The 15,919-nt window shown below is 62.6% G+C and carries 10 protein-coding genes; 4 read left to right on the forward strand and 6 right to left on the reverse strand.

Annotated elements, in window-relative coordinates:
* Positions 1 to 151 precede the first annotated feature (151 nt).
* From U0S50_RS15930 to U0S50_RS15945, 4 genes are read left to right on the forward strand one after another with little or no spacing between them, the layout of a single operon-like run.
* Complete coding sequence (locus U0S50_RS15930; protein WP_322309664.1) at positions 152 to 1,447, forward strand: TolC family protein; 1,296 nt, start codon at positions 152 to 154, stop codon at positions 1,445 to 1,447.
* Between the two features lie 40 nt (positions 1,448 to 1,487).
* Positions 1,488 to 3,638, forward strand: a complete 2,151-nt coding sequence (locus tag U0S50_RS15935) for a type I secretion system permease/ATPase (RefSeq protein WP_322309665.1) — start codon at positions 1,488 to 1,490, stop codon at positions 3,636 to 3,638.
* Complete coding sequence (locus U0S50_RS15940) at positions 3,635 to 4,738, forward strand: cell wall hydrolase (RefSeq protein ID WP_322309666.1); 1,104 nt, start codon at positions 3,635 to 3,637, stop codon at positions 4,736 to 4,738. The genes U0S50_RS15935 and U0S50_RS15940 overlap by 4 nt, the downstream gene beginning before the upstream one ends.
* A 14-nt stretch (positions 4,739 to 4,752) precedes the next feature.
* Positions 4,753 to 6,003 carry an HlyD family type I secretion periplasmic adaptor subunit gene (locus U0S50_RS15945; RefSeq protein ID WP_322309667.1) on the forward strand — a complete coding sequence of 417 codons (1,251 nt, stop codon included), beginning with the start codon at positions 4,753 to 4,755 and terminating at the stop codon, positions 6,001 to 6,003.
* On the opposite strand, the gene U0S50_RS15950 is transcribed toward U0S50_RS15945, so the two are convergent.
* The 6 genes from U0S50_RS15950 to U0S50_RS15975 form a co-directional block, all read right to left on the reverse strand.
* Positions 5,949 to 7,073: a transglutaminase-like cysteine peptidase gene (locus U0S50_RS15950; protein WP_322309668.1), complete on the reverse strand. Its 1,125-nt coding sequence runs from the start codon at positions 7,071 to 7,073 to the stop codon at positions 5,949 to 5,951. The genes U0S50_RS15945 and U0S50_RS15950 overlap by 55 nt on opposite strands.
* Positions 7,074 to 7,202: 129 nt before the next feature.
* Positions 7,203 to 8,615, reverse strand: coding sequence for an aspartate ammonia-lyase (locus U0S50_RS15955; RefSeq protein ID WP_322309669.1), 1,413 nt, complete (start codon positions 8,613 to 8,615; stop codon positions 7,203 to 7,205).
* Entirely contained in the window at positions 8,612 to 9,310 is a 699-nt protein-coding gene (locus U0S50_RS15960) for a Type 1 glutamine amidotransferase-like domain-containing protein (RefSeq protein WP_322309670.1), read from the reverse strand. The genes U0S50_RS15955 and U0S50_RS15960 overlap by 4 nt, the downstream gene beginning before the upstream one ends.
* Before the next feature lie 58 nt (positions 9,311 to 9,368).
* Positions 9,369 to 10,607: a DUF819 domain-containing protein gene (locus U0S50_RS15965; RefSeq protein WP_322309671.1), complete on the reverse strand. Its 1,239-nt coding sequence runs from the start codon at positions 10,605 to 10,607 to the stop codon at positions 9,369 to 9,371.
* A 21-nt stretch (positions 10,608 to 10,628) separates the two neighbouring features.
* On the reverse strand, positions 10,629 to 12,701 hold the full coding sequence (locus U0S50_RS15970) for a S9 family peptidase (protein ID WP_322309672.1): 2,073 nt from the start codon (positions 12,699 to 12,701) through the stop codon (positions 10,629 to 10,631).
* Between the two features lie 131 nt (positions 12,702 to 12,832).
* On the reverse strand, positions 12,833 to 15,865 hold the full coding sequence (locus U0S50_RS15975) for a TonB-dependent receptor plug domain-containing protein (RefSeq protein WP_322309673.1): 3,033 nt from the start codon (positions 15,863 to 15,865) through the stop codon (positions 12,833 to 12,835).
* Positions 15,866 to 15,919 lie beyond the last annotated feature (54 nt).

Here is a 15,919-nt window from a genome sequence, read left to right on the forward strand (position 1 = left end):
CACAACCTCCGCCTCACGTAGCTTGCCGATAATCTCTTCCGGGCGATGCTTTTTGCTCGGCATTCTATATCTCCTTCGTCGTCCAAAATATCATCAATTTTGGACCACTCAGAAGGGGGCAGATCACGAGCCCGTATCGATGCAGAATGTCATGGCGATCGCCATCGATTCCAATCCGCAGATCCATCAGGCGGAAATGAACAAGCAGGCCATCGAATTCGAGATGGAGCAGGCCCAGGGCCTCTATCTGCCGCGCGTCACGCTGGAAGCATCGGCGGGCGTCCGCCGTCTGGAAAATGCGACGCGCCGTGCCCTGGGGATCGCCAATCAGGAACTCTATCCGCTGGAAGCGTCGATCCGTGCCGAACAGACGCTGATCGACTTTGGACGGCGGCGCGGTGAAAAGACGCGCCAGGCCGCGCGGGTCGATGGCGCCGCGCTGCGCGTGCTGGAACGGTCGGAGTTCATCGCGCTGCAAAGCGCCCGGCAATATCTCGACGTCCTGCTGCAACAGCGGGTCGTCGCGGCGGCCGAGGACAATCTGACCTTTCACAACAGCCTGGTTTCCGACCTGTCGAACGGCGTGACCGCAGGGTCGATCAGCGTCGCCGACCTGCAGCAGGCACAGGAACGCGCCAAGGCGGCCAGCGTGCGCGTCACCGAAGCCAAGGAAGCGCTCGCCAACGCCAAGATCGAGCTGCTCGCGCTCAGCGGGATGGAGGTGGACGACGTCCAGATGCCGCCCGCCATGCTCGAAAAGCTGCCCGGAAGCCTTAGCGAAGCGGTCGGCGTCACCCGATCGAAGCACCCCAAGGTGCTGGAGGCGGGCGCAGACGTCGATGCCGCAACCGCCGAAGCCAAAAAGGCAGCCGGCGACCTTTATCCGACCGTCGGACTGGAACTGACCGGCCGGATCGGCGACGATATCGACGCCTTTCGCGGAGAAACCAACGACCTGATGGGCCGCGTCGTCATGCGCTGGAACATCTTTGACGGCGGCATCAACCGCGCCAAATATCAGGAAATGGTGCGCCGCGCGAGCGAAGCACGCTTCCGCCTTCACCAGACCGAACGCGATGCCGAAGCCGATGTGCGCCGCGCCTGGAACAGCAAGGAAACCCAGACCGCGGTGTTCCGCGACCTGGTCGACCAGAGCCGGGCCACCGATGAACTGCTGTTGTCCTATCGCCAGCAATTCTCGGTCGGACGCCGCTCGCTGCTCGATGTCCTCGATGCCCAGAACACCCGCTTCAATGTTCAGGTTCGCGCCGAAACCGCGCGCTTCTCCGAACTGTTCGCGGGCTATCAGATACTGGCATCGACCAACAGCCTGCTCGACGCCTTTGGCCTGACAGCGCCGGAGTCGCGCAGGGTCTATGCGCGCGAGAAGGTAAATTATGGACCGCCCGCACCCGCAGAACTGCAACGGCGTCGCTATCCGCAGTAAAAACTGGTATTGGTTTGATTCTGAGCAAAGAAATAACAAGATGATGCGGGATCAATCCTCGCTGGCCAGTAACGACAACAAAGATTCGGGCGATCCGCTGATCGCCTGTATCGACTTCGTTGCGCGCCATTTCGGCCAGACTTTCCAGCGCGCCGCCCTGTCTTCGCTCGCGCGGGACGAACGGGGGCGCCTGCCTTTCCATCAGGCCGAGGCGGCCCTCGACCTTTGCCTGATCAACAATGAACAGCTGTTCGCCCGCAAGGTTCGCGGCCTTGCGCGCAAGCTGCCAGCGATCATCCAGCGCAAGAACGGCAGCACCGCCGTGCTGCTCGACGAACGCGACAATCAATATCTGCTTTGGGATTCCAACCGGGAAGAGCCGCTCTGGGTCGCAGAAGAGACGGTCGAAGAAGAATATGCGGGACAGGCAATTGCCGTCGCCGCCGATCCCACAGCCATCCGGGCCGAGGAGCGGCCCTGGGACGAGGTTGCCAAGCATCACTGGTTCTGGGGCGAAGTGCGCCGCGTCCGCCGGTCTTTCTACCCGGTGCTGGGCGCCGCGCTGATGATCAATCTGCTCGGCCTTGCCCTCCCCCTCTTCACCATGAACGTCTATGACCGGGTGATCCCGAACAAGGCGGTATCGAGCCTGTGGGTGCTGGCGATCGGCGCCTTGCTTGCCTTCGCGGTCGAATTCACGCTGCGCCTGGCGCGCGCCACGTTGCTCGACGACCTGGGGCGCGATCTTGACGTCAAACTGTCGGAGAAAATCTTCTCCAAAGTTCTGAACATCCCCCTGATCGATCGGCGCGGAAGCACCGGGATGCTGGCGCGGCGGGTTTCGGAGTTCGAAGCCGTACGCGACTTTTTCGCTTCGACCACGATCGTCCTGGTCGTCGATGTGGCGTTCCTGTTCCTCTTCGTCGCGATGATAGCCGTACTCGCCGGCTGGCTCGCGCTGATCCCCCTGTCGATCATCGCCGCCATGGCGGTCGCGGGCTTTTTCCTTCAACGCCGCATGGTCGCCGCATCGCTCGACAGCCAGGCCGATGCGAGCATCCAGCATTCGATGCTGGTCGAATCGATCGGCGGATCGGAAACGATCAAGAGCTGCGCCGCCGAGGGGCAGGTGCTCGGCCAATGGCGCCGGATGGTCGATGTCAATGCCCGCACCCAGGCCAGCCTGCGCCGCACCGGCGCGGCGGCGATCAACCTCGCGACGCTGGGCCAACAATTTTCGAGCCTCGCGCTTGTCGTCGGCGGCTTTTACCTGTTCGACGCCGGCAAGATTTCGATGGGCGCCATCATTGCCATCGTCATGCTCGCCGGCCGGTCGATGGCGCCGGTCGGCCAGCTCGCCTTTCTGATGACCCGTGGGCGTCAGGCGTGGACGACGATGGCAAGCATCCAGCAGATGATCGAGGCGAACGACGAGCGCCGGATGGGCAGCAGCACGCTCGACCTTGCGATCCATCGCGGCGAAATGGCCGTCGACGGGCTGTCCTTTTCCTATCCCGGCGCTTCGGCACCCTCGCTGTCGGATATCAATCTGAAGATCGCGCCGGGCGAGAAGATCGCCATCGTGGGCCGGGTTGCATCGGGCAAATCGACGCTCGGCCGCATCCTGTGCGGGCTTTACCCGCCCGACACCGGCAATATCTATATCGACGGGCTCGACAGCCGCCAATATTCGCCGATCTATCTGCGCTCGCAGCTTCGCTTCGTCGGCCAGGATGCCGTTCTGTTCAGCGGGTCGATCAAGCAGAATCTTCAACTTTGTGCGCCCGCGGCATCGGACCACGACCTGTTGCAATTGCTCCAGTCGATCGGTGCGGACCAGTTTCTGGGTCGCGACGAAACCGGGCTCGATCGCGTCACGGGCGAACGCGGCAGCCAGCTTTCGGGCGGGCAGCGCAGCTTCCTCGCCATTGCCCGTGCGCTGGCGTCGCCCTCGCGCCTCCTGTTCCTCGACGAACCGACCGGGGCGATGGACACGCAAAGCGAACGCTTTTTCATCAAGGCGCTGGAATCCTGCGTCGATGAGGAGCAAACCGTGGTGATCGCCACCCACCGCGAGGCGATCCTTCACCTGTGCGACCGGATCATCGTCATCGACGGCGGCCGTATCGTCGCCGATGGCCCGCGCGCCGAAATCCTTGCCAAATCGATGCCAAAGGAAAATCGGCCGTGATCCTGCACCGCGATATCCGGCTGGCCACCGCCAGCGAGACGAGCCCGCCGTGGAATATTGACGGCACCGCACCCACTGCGGCCCCGCGCCGCATGGGGCTGTTCCTTGCCGGCCTGGCGCTGGTTGCCGGCCTGCTCGTCGTGGCGGCCTCTAACGATTGGGTTGCGCGATCGATCGAAGGCCTGTTCGCGTCGCACCGCGAAGACCCCGCAGCGACCGCAAGGGCCGCCAAGGCAAAGGCGATCGCCAAGCTGATCGCCGAAACCGAGGCCGACGCCGAAACGCCCGCGCTGGAAGGCGACGATGCCGTCGCCCGCAATGCCGAGCTGCCCAAATCCACCCTGCCGGTCGAAGCCGCGCGTCCCTTTTTCATCCCGCGCCTGTCCCTGGCCCAGGCATCCAATGCCGAACGCTGCCTGACGCAGGCGATCTATTATGAAGCGGCGACTGAAACCGATCTGGGCAAGGCCGCAGTCGCGCAGGTCATCCTGAACCGCGTGCGGCATCCCGCCTATCCCAGCACCGTTTGCGGCGTGGTGTATCAGGGCAGTTCGCGCCCCGGATGCCAGTTCAGCTTTGCCTGCGACGGATCGATGCGACGCGTGCCCGTCGCGGCGCTGTGGCGCCGTTCGGCGGAGATCGCGCGCGCCGCGCTCGCCGGACATGTCACTGTCGGGGTCGGCATGGCGACCCATTATCACGCCAACTATGTCCTGCCGCGCTGGGCCCCCAAGCTGACCAAGATCGAACAGATCGGCGCCCATATCTTTTATCGCTGGCCCGGAAGCTGGGGCAAGCCGGCGGCCTTCACGAACGGCTATTCGGGCAATGAATGGATACCGGCCTTCAGCCAGCTTTATCAGGGCGGAAACGCCGCCGATGACGTGACCGGCGAGATCGCCGTGACCGCACAGCCGATGCCGCGCGATCCCACCGACCATCGCGCCGACAATGACGTTGGCGGACGGGTCGACGTCACCAAGGGGTGGACCCCGAATATTCCCGATCCGACACAAGGCAAATCCCGTTTCGACGCGTTGACGAACCAGCAAGGAAGCGCGACCCTGACGGTATCCGGTCCGGCATCCGGCAGCGAATAGTTGAGGCGCGATTGATGTTGAAATATTGGCAGCGTCTGCGGGGTGCGGAGCAGATCACGGTCGCCGCGGCCGTCGGTTTCGTCCTTTTCCTTTTGTGGGCCAGCGTCGCGCGCGTCGATGAGGTGACACGCGGTCAGGGCCGGGTCATTCCGTCGTCGAAGGTTCAGATCATCCAATCGGCCGAACCCTCGACGATCGAGGAGATACTGGTTCGGTCCGGGCAGACGGTGAACAAGGGGCAATTGCTCGTTCGCCTCGACAATACGGCTTCGCAATCCGAACTGGGCCAGCTGGAAACGGAAAATGCGCGACTGGCACAGCGCGCCGCCCGACTGGCGAGCGAAGCCGGAGGAACCGGCTGTGTAGGCGATTCATGCGGAGACGAGGCCCGCCTCCTCGAAGTGCGACGCTCGTCGCTGCAAAGCCAGCTTGCCGCCCTGTCCGCCGCGGTCGATCAGCGGTCGCGCGATCTGGGCGAGGCGCAGGCAACGGCCTCGTCCTTGGAATCCAGCCTGAAACTCGCGCGCGAACAGGTGGCGATGCTTGAACCGCTCGCAGCCAAATCGGTGGTCCCGCAAACCGAGCTATTGTCGGCCCAGCGCGAAGTCGTCGACATTCAGGGCCGCCTTGCCGCCGCCCGGCAGGCGATTTCGCGCTCGCAGGCCGCCGTACGCGAAGCCCGGGCAGAGGTTGCCCGCGCGCGTTATGATTTTCAGCAGGAGGCGCTGAACGAGCGCAGCCAGCTGACGACCAAGATGGCGGTCAACCAGCAAACGATCCGGGGAGCCGAGGGACGGCTCGCGCGGTCCGAAATCCGGTCGCCGACGCGCGGGGTGGTCAACGACCTGCTCGTCAACACGGTCGGCGGATATGTCAACGCGGGCGAACAGATCATGCAGATCGTGCCGCTGGGCGAAAAGTTACTCGTCGAAACGCGCGTCACTCCGCGCGACATCGCGTTCATCAAGGTCGGCGATCCGGCCAATGTCAAAGTCACTGCCTATGACTTTTCCATCTATGGCGGGCTGAAGGGCCGGGTCGTCCGGGTGTCAGCCGACAGCATTTATGACGAAGTCGAACGCCAGCCCTATTTCACCGTGGTCGTCGAAACGACGCACTCTTATCTGACGTCGAACGGGCACCGCCTGCCGATCACCCCCGGCATGTTGTGCGATGTCGAAATCCTGACCGGCAAGAAATCGGTGCTGACCTACCTGCTGAAGCCGGTCTTGAAGGTCAGCGGCTCGGCACTGACCGAACGCTGATCGAGCGCGGCGAGCGTCCGGCTCTTTTCCGCGGCGGGAACCGACGCGACGGTAAAGGGCGGCTGCGTACCGCGATAGGCATGGACCCATCGGCGGTTCTCGCTGAAAGACAGGACCGGCCGTACCGCGACCGCCTCGGCACCGCGATAAACCCGGTCGGTCGTGTTATCGAGCACCACATGCCCGCCATCGGTTTCGACCAGCAGGAAGGCATGATCGCTGTTCGCGGCCAGATCGCGCAGCAGCACCAGCTTCATTCGTGACGGCGCGACGCCGGCCGCCCGCAGCATGTGCATCTTCAGGATCGCGAAATCCTCGCAATCCCCGCTCAGCCGCGCCAGCGTCTGATCGGCGGTCGCCCAATAGTCACGCTGCCGATAGTTTCGGTCATCGGCGCGGTATTCGATCTGGCGATTGACCCAGCGATTGACCCGCGCGAACAGCTCTTCTTCCGCCACGCCATGACCGGCGCCAGCCTTGCCGAGCTGCGCCTGCATCAACGCCGCCGACGGCGCGCGCCGGACGCGGTTCCAGCGGTCGTCGAAGCGAGTGCGCTTGACCGGAATGGCGCGGGTGCCAAGCTCGTCGTCGGGCGACGACAGCGTCCCGAAGGGCGCGGCAATCCCCATGTCGCGCGGCATCTTGCGCAGCGCAGCCGCGCCGCAATCGCCCATCACAGACGGCAACGGAAGGGCTCCAAAGGAAAGGCTGGTTCGGCTGGCCGGTTCCAGGACGGCGGCGGCCGTCACCAGATCGCGGCCGAAGGGCACCGAAACGGCAGCCGCGGGCGCTGGCTCCACCGCCTGCGACGCCGCGCCCTGCTGTTGGCTCAGCCGGATACGGTCGAGGGCACTGGGTGCACCGCCCAGAATAGCCTGGGTCAGATTTCCCGGCCGCGCCGCGACGGGCGGCGCGAATGAAACCGGACAGGAGGTGGAGGCCGCGAGCAGCGGCTTCACATTGTCGAGTTTCGACGATGCCTCTGCCGCCGCCGGCGTACCGGCAGCGGCAATCGCAAGAGCGATGAGCCAGCGCGAATCGACCGCGGCAAGATAGGATTTCGTCCTCATGCTGCCACGAATGCCGAGCCGACATGAGGATTCGCTTCACGGCGATGGTAAACCGCCGATTCAGCATATCAGCCCGGCCCGCGCGCATCTGTGCGCGGCCGGAGCGAATAGATCATCCGGAAGTGCGCCCTAGACGAGCTGCAGTTCGGCCCGCAAACGCGCGGCCTCTTCGGGCGCATGGATATGCAAGGCCTCGGCAAGGCTGACGCGATCCTCGACCATTGCCTGCGCGATCCGCGCCGCCGGGCCATAGCCGATATGGGGCATCAGCGACGTGACCAATGCCGTGCTGCCCGCCAGCAACTGCGCCGTGCGGGCTTCGTCGACGGTGATGCCGTCGATGCAATTTTCGACCATTGTGTTCATTCCCGCGATGAGCGCGGTGCAACTGTCATAGATGGTCCAGATGATGATCGGTTCCATCGCGTTGAGCTGAAGCTGGCCCGCCTCCGCCGCGAACGTGACCGTCGTATCGCCACCAAAGACCCTAAAGCATATCTGGTTCATCACTTCCGGGATCACCGGATTGACCTTGCCCGGCATGATCGACGATCCCGGCTGCATCTGGGGCAGTTTCAGTTCCCCGATGCCCGACAATGGCCCGCTCGACAGCAAGCGCAGATCGTTCGAAATCTTGCTGAGCTTTGTCGCGAGCCGCTTTAGCAGTCCGCTGTAAAACACGAACAGGCCGGTATCCCAGCTGGCCTCAATACGGTTGGCCGACGGGGTCAGCGGCATTCCCGTGACCTTGGCAAGCGCGGGTACGATATGGTCGAGATAATAGGGACTGACCCCAACCGCCGTTCCGATCGCGGTGCCCCCCATATTCACTTCCATGAACAGGCTCTGCATTTCGGCGATCCGCGAAACATCCTCGCGCAGCGCGTCGGCAAACGCCTGCATTTCCTGTCCCACCGTCATTGGAACGGCGTCCTGCAACTGGGTACGACCAAGCTTCTGGATATGATCGAACGCGCGGGCCTTGCGTTCAAAGGCCTCGACGATCTTCAGGGTCGCGTCGGACAGGCGGCGGTTGATCTGAACGACGGTCAAGCGGATCGCGGTCGCATAGACATCGTTGGTCGATTGGCATTTGTTCACATGGTCTTTGGGATGAAGCCGCACATAATCGCCCCGCGCATGTCCCATGATTTCGAGCGCGCGATTGGCGATCACCTCGTTCGCATTCATATTGGTCGAGGTGCCCGCCCCGCCCTGAATGACGTCCAGACAGAATTCTTCGTGGAGCCGCCCCGCCAGAATCTCGTCGCAGGCCGCCACAATCGCATCGGCTTGTTCCGGCGTCAGATCGCCCGCCGCCGCATTGGTCCGCGCCGCGGCCTTCTTGATCCACGCCAGCGCGACGAGCAGTTCCGGCATCGCCGAAATCGGCGTCCCGGTGATCGGAAAATTCCGGATCGCGCGCATGGTTTCGGCACCGAAATATCGTTCGGCCGGAACGGCGATATCGCCCAGAAAATCATGTTCGACGCGCATGGCCGGGGTAATGGGGCCCGTGTGCGGCAACGCAAGATCGGTCATGGCAGCACCGCCGCTTCGGTGCCGAGCGAATGCCGCGCCCAATCCGCTCCCTGATGTCTTTTCCACGTCCCGACATGCTCGCCATCGACGAAATGAAGCGCCACGCCGTCGTCAATCGAAAAGGCCGGCCCCGTCGCGCGCGGATCCTTCAAAAAGGCCTCGAACGCCGCCGGGCGATGCGCATTGGCATCGTGATGAATGCCGACCGTGCCCGGCAGCAAGCCCAGCCCGGCGATCGGATCGATCCGCGTCCGCACCGAATCCGTCAGTCCCCATTCGAACATCATGTTCGTGCCCGCGCTGGCCCCCGCCAGAATGACCCCGCGATCATAGGCATCACGCAGCGCCTGATCGGCCCGCCATTCGCGCAGTAGGACCATCAGGTTGCGGGTCGATCCGCCGTCGACATAGACGATGTCGGCATCCGCGAAATATTCGTCGGGATTGTCCGTCAGCGGCGTGAAGAGGTTGAGCGCCCGCGGCCGGAAATTCACCCTTTCGGCCAACTGATAAAAGGCCAGGCGGCGATCGGGATGGTCGCCCTTTGCCGCGCCGACATAGCAGATGGTCGGAGAGGTCCGCAGCGCCAGCGCGACGAGCGCGCGCGCCAGCAGCGGCTCCTCCCACTCCGGCACGAACAGCGAGGGCGAATCGCTGATACAAAAAGCCTGACGTGAACGCTGGGACAAGGGCATGAAGATCAACCTGCCTGATGAATGCGGGACAAGAAGGCGGAGGGCCTTGCAAAGGAGGTCATGGGGCAACCATCCGCATCAGTTCGGCGCTGATGATCGCTCCATAGGTGCCAAGCGCATAACCGAGGACCGCAAGCAGCACCCCGACCGGCGCCAGCGCCGGGTGAAAGGCCGCCGCGACGACCGGCGCCGATGCCGCCCCGCCGATATTCGCCTTGCTGCCCACCGCCACGAAGAAAAAGGGCGCGCGGATCAGCTTTGCCACCGTCAGCAAGAGCAGAACGTGGATCAGGATCCAGATCAGTCCGACCAGAAACAGCGTCGGATTGTCGGCGAGTTTGAAAACGTCCATCCGGGTGCCGATGATCGCCACGAGCAGAAAGATCATCACCGAACCGAATTTCGACGCCCCGGCTCCTTCCAGTCGGCGCGCGCGCGTAAAGCTGAGGATCAGGCCATAGCTGGTCGCGATCACGACCACCCAGAAGAACCGGCTGGCGAGGACGCCCCCCGTATATCCGGGGATCGCACCGATCGCCGCCGACATCATGTCGGCGCCGAGATGCGACAGGCCAACGCCCCCGAACGTGACGGCAAGCAACAGCATCAGACGCTCCAGCGTCGGCACTTCCTGGACCGATTGACTGAAATCGGCCATCCGCTGCTGCAACGTCGAAATGGCGCTTGCGTCGGCGTCGAGCCAGCGATCGATCCGCGCCGACATCCCGGCCCCATAAAGCAGGACGGCCATCCAGATATTCGCCACGACGATATCGACCGCCACCATCGCCGAATAGAGTTCGGGATTATAGCCATAGATTTCCAGCATCGCGGTCTGGTTCGCGCCGCCGCCGATCCAGCTTCCGGCAAGCGTCGAAAGGCCCCGCCACGTCGCGTCCGCGCCGGTTCCGCCAACCGCGTCCGGACTGAAACTGCCGACGATCATCACCGCCAACGGCCCGCCGATCACCACGCCGACGGTCGCCGTAAAGAACATGATCAGCGCCTTTGGACCAAGCCCCCAGACGCCCTTCAGATCGATATTGAGCGTCAGCAGGATCAACGCCGCGGGCAGGAAATAATCCTTTGCGGCAGGCCAAAGCCCCTCCTCGCCCGACCCGATGACGCCAAAACTGGCGAGAAGCGACGGCACCAGATAGCAAAGCAGCACGATCGGGACGAAGGTAAAGAAACGGTCCCAGCCGCCGCCCTGTCCGCGCAGATAGAAAAGCGTGCCAACGATCGTACACAATATGCCAAAGGTGACGACGTCGCTGGTGATCAGGGGTTCGGCCATTGGTTATCCTTCCGCGCCGGATTAATCGTCCGATGCCGCCGCCGTTTCGGTAGCGGTCGCGGGCAGTGATAGCTCGTATTTCGTGCCCGTGACATGGCGTGCGAACCAATCAAGTTCGGCATTGATCTTGAAAAGCTGGTTCGACAGCTTGCGAAAATTATGCGGTTCACCCTCGCCAAGATAGAGCATGGTCGGCGCCCCGGCCGCCCGAACTCCCCGATACATCATGATCGCCTGCGTGGGCGGCACGCGCTCGTCCTTTTCGCCATTGAAGAATAAGGTCGGGGTCTTCACCCGCCAGGCGTCCTTCAGGATCGATTGGTCGCTGTACGACGCCATCGGGGCGTTTTCCTGCCATGGCGAACCGCCAAACCAGGGCGTGCGATTTTCGCGCACGTCGCTTTCGCCATAGAGTGATATCCAGTCAGCAACGCCGCCGCCCGACGAGGCGGCCTTGAACCGGTCGGTCATCGTGATCAGCTTGTTGGTCATGTGGCCACCCGCGCTCCACCCCATGGCGATCAAACGGTCCGGATCGGCCAGCCCCCGCGCGACCAGGGCATCGACGCCGTCGAGTACGTCGAGGTGCGCATTGTTGAAATATCGGCCGACCATGTCGCGCATGAAGGCATCGCCATATCCGGTTCCGCCGCGATGGTTGGGCAGGAAGACGCCATAGCCCTGCCCCGTGAAGACCGGCACCGACCGCGACATGTTCCACGACCCGAACTGCGACGATGAACGCGGACCGCCGTGGGTAATGGTGATCAGGGGAAAGCGCTGCCCCGCCTTGTAATTGACGGGATAGACCAGCAGCCCTTCCAGAGACTGGCCATCGCGCCCCTGCCAACGGAAGGCCTGTTGGCGCGGAAGCTGGAAACGGCGCGACAGGTTGGCGTATTCGTGCGTCACAGGGCGCAGATCGCTATCACCCGCGCGCTTTACCATCACTTCGCCGGGGCTCGCGGCATCGGTGACGACCGCAACCTGCGCCTGCGAGGTCGCATCATAGCGCCAATCGCCGATCGCATGGTCGCCCCGGGTCAATTGTTCGAGCCGGTCGGCGGGAACCGACAATTTGAACAGCGCATTGCGCAGTCCGACATTGCCGAGGAGCATGATGCTGTCTTTGGCCTGGGCCCAGGCGAAATCATTCACTTCCATCGGGACATCGGCCATCATCAGCCGCGGCGCCGTATCCCCGACTTTCTGAACAAAAAGATTGTCCTCATAATAGCCCTCGCCCGCCGCATTTACGGTCGCGATATAGGCAAAGCTCTTGTTGTCGGGTGACAATTGGGCGCGGGATTCGGCATAGCGATTATGGGTCAGTCGGCGCACCGCCGCCGTGGCGATATCGAACAACCAAAGTTCGCGGTCGATGCTGTCATATTGGGCGCCGTCAGGCACCAGCGTCAGCAATATCTTGGTGCCGTCGCGCGACAGCGTATAGTCGGTGACGGACATGTCGCCGCCCCGGACCAGATGCGTCAGCCCGTCGCGCCGGTCATGGCGCCACAATTCATAGGGCAGTTCGGTGTCATACGGCTTGATCTGCAGCTTGCGCAGGGCAGCCGGATCGGGATTTTCGCGCCGCGCACGGAAATACAGGACGTTACCGTCGCGGCCCCACATGATGTCGCCGACCTTCGAGGGATGCGCCGTCTCCCTGCTCAGGACCTGCGATTTCAGGTCATAGATATAGACCTGATCCTGTCGGTCTCCCTTTGCCTTCATGGCGAAGGCAAAGCTTTGGCCGTCGGGCGCCCAGCTTACCGCCGACAACGTGTCGCTGTCGCGCGGCCAATCGGAAATGACGCGCCCCTCGCCCGTCGCCATATCGAACAGCACATAGTCGTCGAGATGCTTGTTCTTGGACCAGTCGGCGTGCGAGCGGACATAGACCAATTTACCGCCGTCCGGCGACAGCACCGGTTTTTCAAGTTGCGGAAGCTCGACAAAATCGACCGCGCTCATGGGTTTCGGAGCCGCAGACGCCGGTACGGCGACATCCTGAGCCAGAGCCATTGTCGGCAATGACGCCACGAGAAATCCGGAACAGGCCAGCCGCCAGGACAGGGTCTTCAGGCGCATAATCTTCCTCGCGGGGTCAAGGCGCGGCCGCTCCGCGCAGGCAAGTGGGAGGGGAGCGGCAGGCGCATTTCCTTGCAAGAAAGAAAATGCGCCTGCCAACCGGGTGGACGTCCGGTTTCTATGCCGGCGGTTCAGAAACGCGCACGAACCCCGACATAAAATTCACGTCCGGCCGGATCGTTGAGCGGGCTGACGATATTCCGGAAGTTCCCGTTGTTCAGGCCGTCGGGCATGAAGGGGCCGTAATCGTTGAACAGATTGTTGATGCCGCCGTAGATGCGGTACTGATCGTCCTTGCCGAAGTCATAGGAGGCATAGATGCGGTGATAATCCTGCCCCTTGACCTTGTAATAACGGTCATCGGTCGGGTTGGGAGCCGCGACCAGATCGTCGACCCCACCACCCAGATAGGTCATCGTATAGGTGAAGCGGAAATCGCCGAGACGATAGCCAAGCTTCAGGCGCAGTTCGTCCTTGGGCGTGCCGATCTCGCCCAGCGGCGACGAGGTCAGCACCTGTCCACCGATACCGGTGAACTTCACATCCTGCGTCAGATAATGGGTGTAACGGACGTCCACGTCGAACCGGCCAGGAACAAATCCGGGCTTGAACTTGTAGAACAGACCCGCATCGATACCCTCGACCCGCTCGCGGTTCAGGTTTTCCTGATAGTTGATGACCTCGATAATCTCGCCGGACGCCTGGTTCCGGGTGATGACGTCGCAGAATTTATTGTTGGGATAATCGGCGGCCGTGTAACACAGGTCGACCGTATCCTGGGTATCGATCGAGGTGATCGCATCCTTGATCGAGATGCGATAATAATCGAGCGTCAGGGTAAGGCCGGGGATGAAGCGCGGCGTCGCAACGACACCGAACGTGTAGGTATCCGCCGTTTCTTCCTTGAGGTTCGGGTTGCCCGCGTTCGGGCCCTGCGTCGAACTGTCACCATCGTCAAAGGCCAGACCGGCGTTCGCCGGATCGGCGAAATAGGCCTGAATTCCCGGGTCGGCGAGGCAGTTGGAGGTCAACACCGCAAGATCTGCCGCCGAACCGCCAACGCCTGCCGGGGTACGAACGCCGCTGCCGTCGGGCATCAGGCCTTCGCACGGATCGATCAGATCGTCCGCGTCCGGACGCGGCAGCGAGAAGAACTCGGTCAGGTTCGGCGCACGCTGCGACCGCGAATATTGCGCACGGAAGCGTAGGCCATCCATCGGACGGAACACCAGACCGGCATTATAGCTGAAGATCGTACCGACGGTATTATAGTCCGCGACGCGCGCCGCAAGTTGCAGGTCGAGCGTGTCCTCCCACAACGGCACGTCGAGTTCGCCGAACATTTCCTTGACGCGATAGCTGGCCTTGATGTCCGGGAAGGTCGCAAGGCTGGTCTGATCGACGTCGTCAGTTGTCGGATCGCCATCGAGCCCGCCCACCAGATCGCCATCGGGATCGCCATGGGTTTCCTGTCCTTCATAACGATATTCGACGCCGAAAACGGCCTTTACCGGGCCCGCCCACAGGTCGAACAGTTCGCCGCGCACGAAGCCGCCAGCGGTGAACTGGGTGCGCGTCTGCCGGGCATTGCCGGTGTAGCGGATATAGTCGGCGGCCTCGGGCGAGATCGTGCCCTCGCCAAAAATGTTCAGCGGAACACAGCCATCCGCCCGCGCCGCGGCATTGCGACAGCGAATGACGCCGCCGACCGTTTCAACGTCGAGCGCCCACTGCGCCTTTTGATGGTTATATTCGTTCGTGTTGATCTGGCGCTGATAGAATTTGCCGTAGGTGGAATAGAGCTCATATTCCCACTTGTCGCTCAGGCTGCCGCTGACGTCGCCGATGAAGCGGACGGTTTCGCGCTTGTTCAGGCGACGCTGGATGCCAAGTTCGACAAGCGAGCGATCGAAATCGACGCTGCCCGACCGAGTGACATGCACTTCGGGCGGAATGAAGGGGTTGCTCGATGCAATATTGCCGATCGTCTGCCCCGTCGAACCAAAGGTGTCGCTGTCGTTGAGCGTCTCATATCCGCCCGCCGTATTCGAATGGACCATCGAATAGAGACCGATCAGCGAAAGGTTGAACGCCGGCGAGAATTCATAGGTCAGGTTGGCGCCGACATTGAACATGCGCCGAGCGCCAATCAAAGACTGGCCGATGCGGGTGTTATACCCGTCATAATCGGAATAGAAATCCTGTCCGGGATTGCGGTCCGACGGCAGTCGCCCGTTGGGATTGGTGCGCGCGATGTCGTTGAACCACTGGCCGTCCTTGTACCAGGCGTCGCCGCCCTCGAACACGCCGCCGGGCGTGCTGCCGCTGAACGAGCCGACCAGACAATGCCGCTCGACATTGCTGGGGTCGCAGCCCGGCTGGCCGAGTTCATTGGCAAAGCTGTTGGAGGCGGCGACGTCGGGATCGTCGAATTCCAGCGCCAAGATCGATTCCGGCCGCGTCTTGTCGGCGGCGATGATCTTCACGTCGCGATAGCTGCCCGCGACCATGATATAGCCCCGATTGTCGTTGAACTTCTTGCCGACCATGGCGTTCAATTCGAGGTCTTCGCCGCCGCTCGCTTCGGGCGTCAGATAGCGCGCCTCGAATTCGGCGCCCTGAAAATTGTCTTCGAGGACGAAATTCGCGACCCCCGCAATGGCGTCGGAGCCATAGACCGCCGACGCGCCGCCGGTGGTGACTTCGACGCGCTTGATGAACCCCGACGGAAGCGTCGACAGGCTGACGCGGTCCGAGTTGCCCGAGTTGGAAACGGCCCGCTTGCCGTTGATCAGGACCAGCGTGCGGTCGTCGCCCAGGCGCCGCAGGTCGATGGTGGACAGACCGGCGGTCTGAATCTGGTCGTTGCTGCTCTGCGGCGAAATAGACGCCGATACGCCCGGCAGTTCGATGACCGCTTCAGCCAGGTCGACGGTGCCGCTTTCTTCGAGATCCTCCGCGCCCAGGATCTGCAGGGGAACGGCCGATTCCTGGATCGAGCGCTCGATACGCGATCCGGTCACGACGATCAGATCGCTCGCGCCGTCCGCCGACTGCGCGGTAGAATCCACCACAGTGTCCTGTGCATGTGCGGGCATCGCAAGAAGCGCCGGAATGGTTGCAAGGCACGTGAAGCCCAGCAGTTTTTGCCGCGTCGAAGTCATTTTATTTCCCCCTAGAACCGATTCTTGGATTGTTGATGCAGCGAAACCTTGTTC

This window comes from Sphingopyxis sp. (assembly GCF_034380315.1).
GTDB lineage: Bacteria > Pseudomonadota > Alphaproteobacteria > Sphingomonadales > Sphingomonadaceae > Sphingopyxis.

Excerpts from the sequence above, each read along its gene's own strand:
- U0S50_RS15955 (WP_322309669.1), bottom strand. The coding sequence starts at position 8,615 with ATGACCGATCTTGCGTTGCCGCACACGGGCCCCATTACCCCGGCCATG.
- U0S50_RS15945 (WP_322309667.1), top strand. The coding sequence starts at position 4,753 with ATGTTGAAATATTGGCAGCGTCTGCGGGGTGCGGAGCAGATCACGGTC.
- U0S50_RS15930 (WP_322309664.1), top strand. The coding sequence starts at position 152 with ATGGCGATCGCCATCGATTCCAATCCGCAGATCCATCAGGCGGAAATG.
- U0S50_RS15965 (WP_322309671.1), bottom strand. The coding sequence starts at position 10,607 with ATGGCCGAACCCCTGATCACCAGCGACGTCGTCACCTTTGGCATATTG.
- U0S50_RS15970 (WP_322309672.1), bottom strand. The coding sequence starts at position 12,701 with ATGCGCCTGAAGACCCTGTCCTGGCGGCTGGCCTGTTCCGGATTTCTC.
- U0S50_RS15950 (WP_322309668.1), bottom strand. The coding sequence starts at position 7,073 with ATGAGGACGAAATCCTATCTTGCCGCGGTCGATTCGCGCTGGCTCATC.
- U0S50_RS15960 (WP_322309670.1), bottom strand. The coding sequence starts at position 9,310 with ATGCCCTTGTCCCAGCGTTCACGTCAGGCTTTTTGTATCAGCGATTCG.
- U0S50_RS15935 (WP_322309665.1), top strand. The coding sequence starts at position 1,488 with ATGATGCGGGATCAATCCTCGCTGGCCAGTAACGACAACAAAGATTCG.
- U0S50_RS15975 (WP_322309673.1), bottom strand. The coding sequence starts at position 15,865 with ATGACTTCGACGCGGCAAAAACTGCTGGGCTTCACGTGCCTTGCAACC.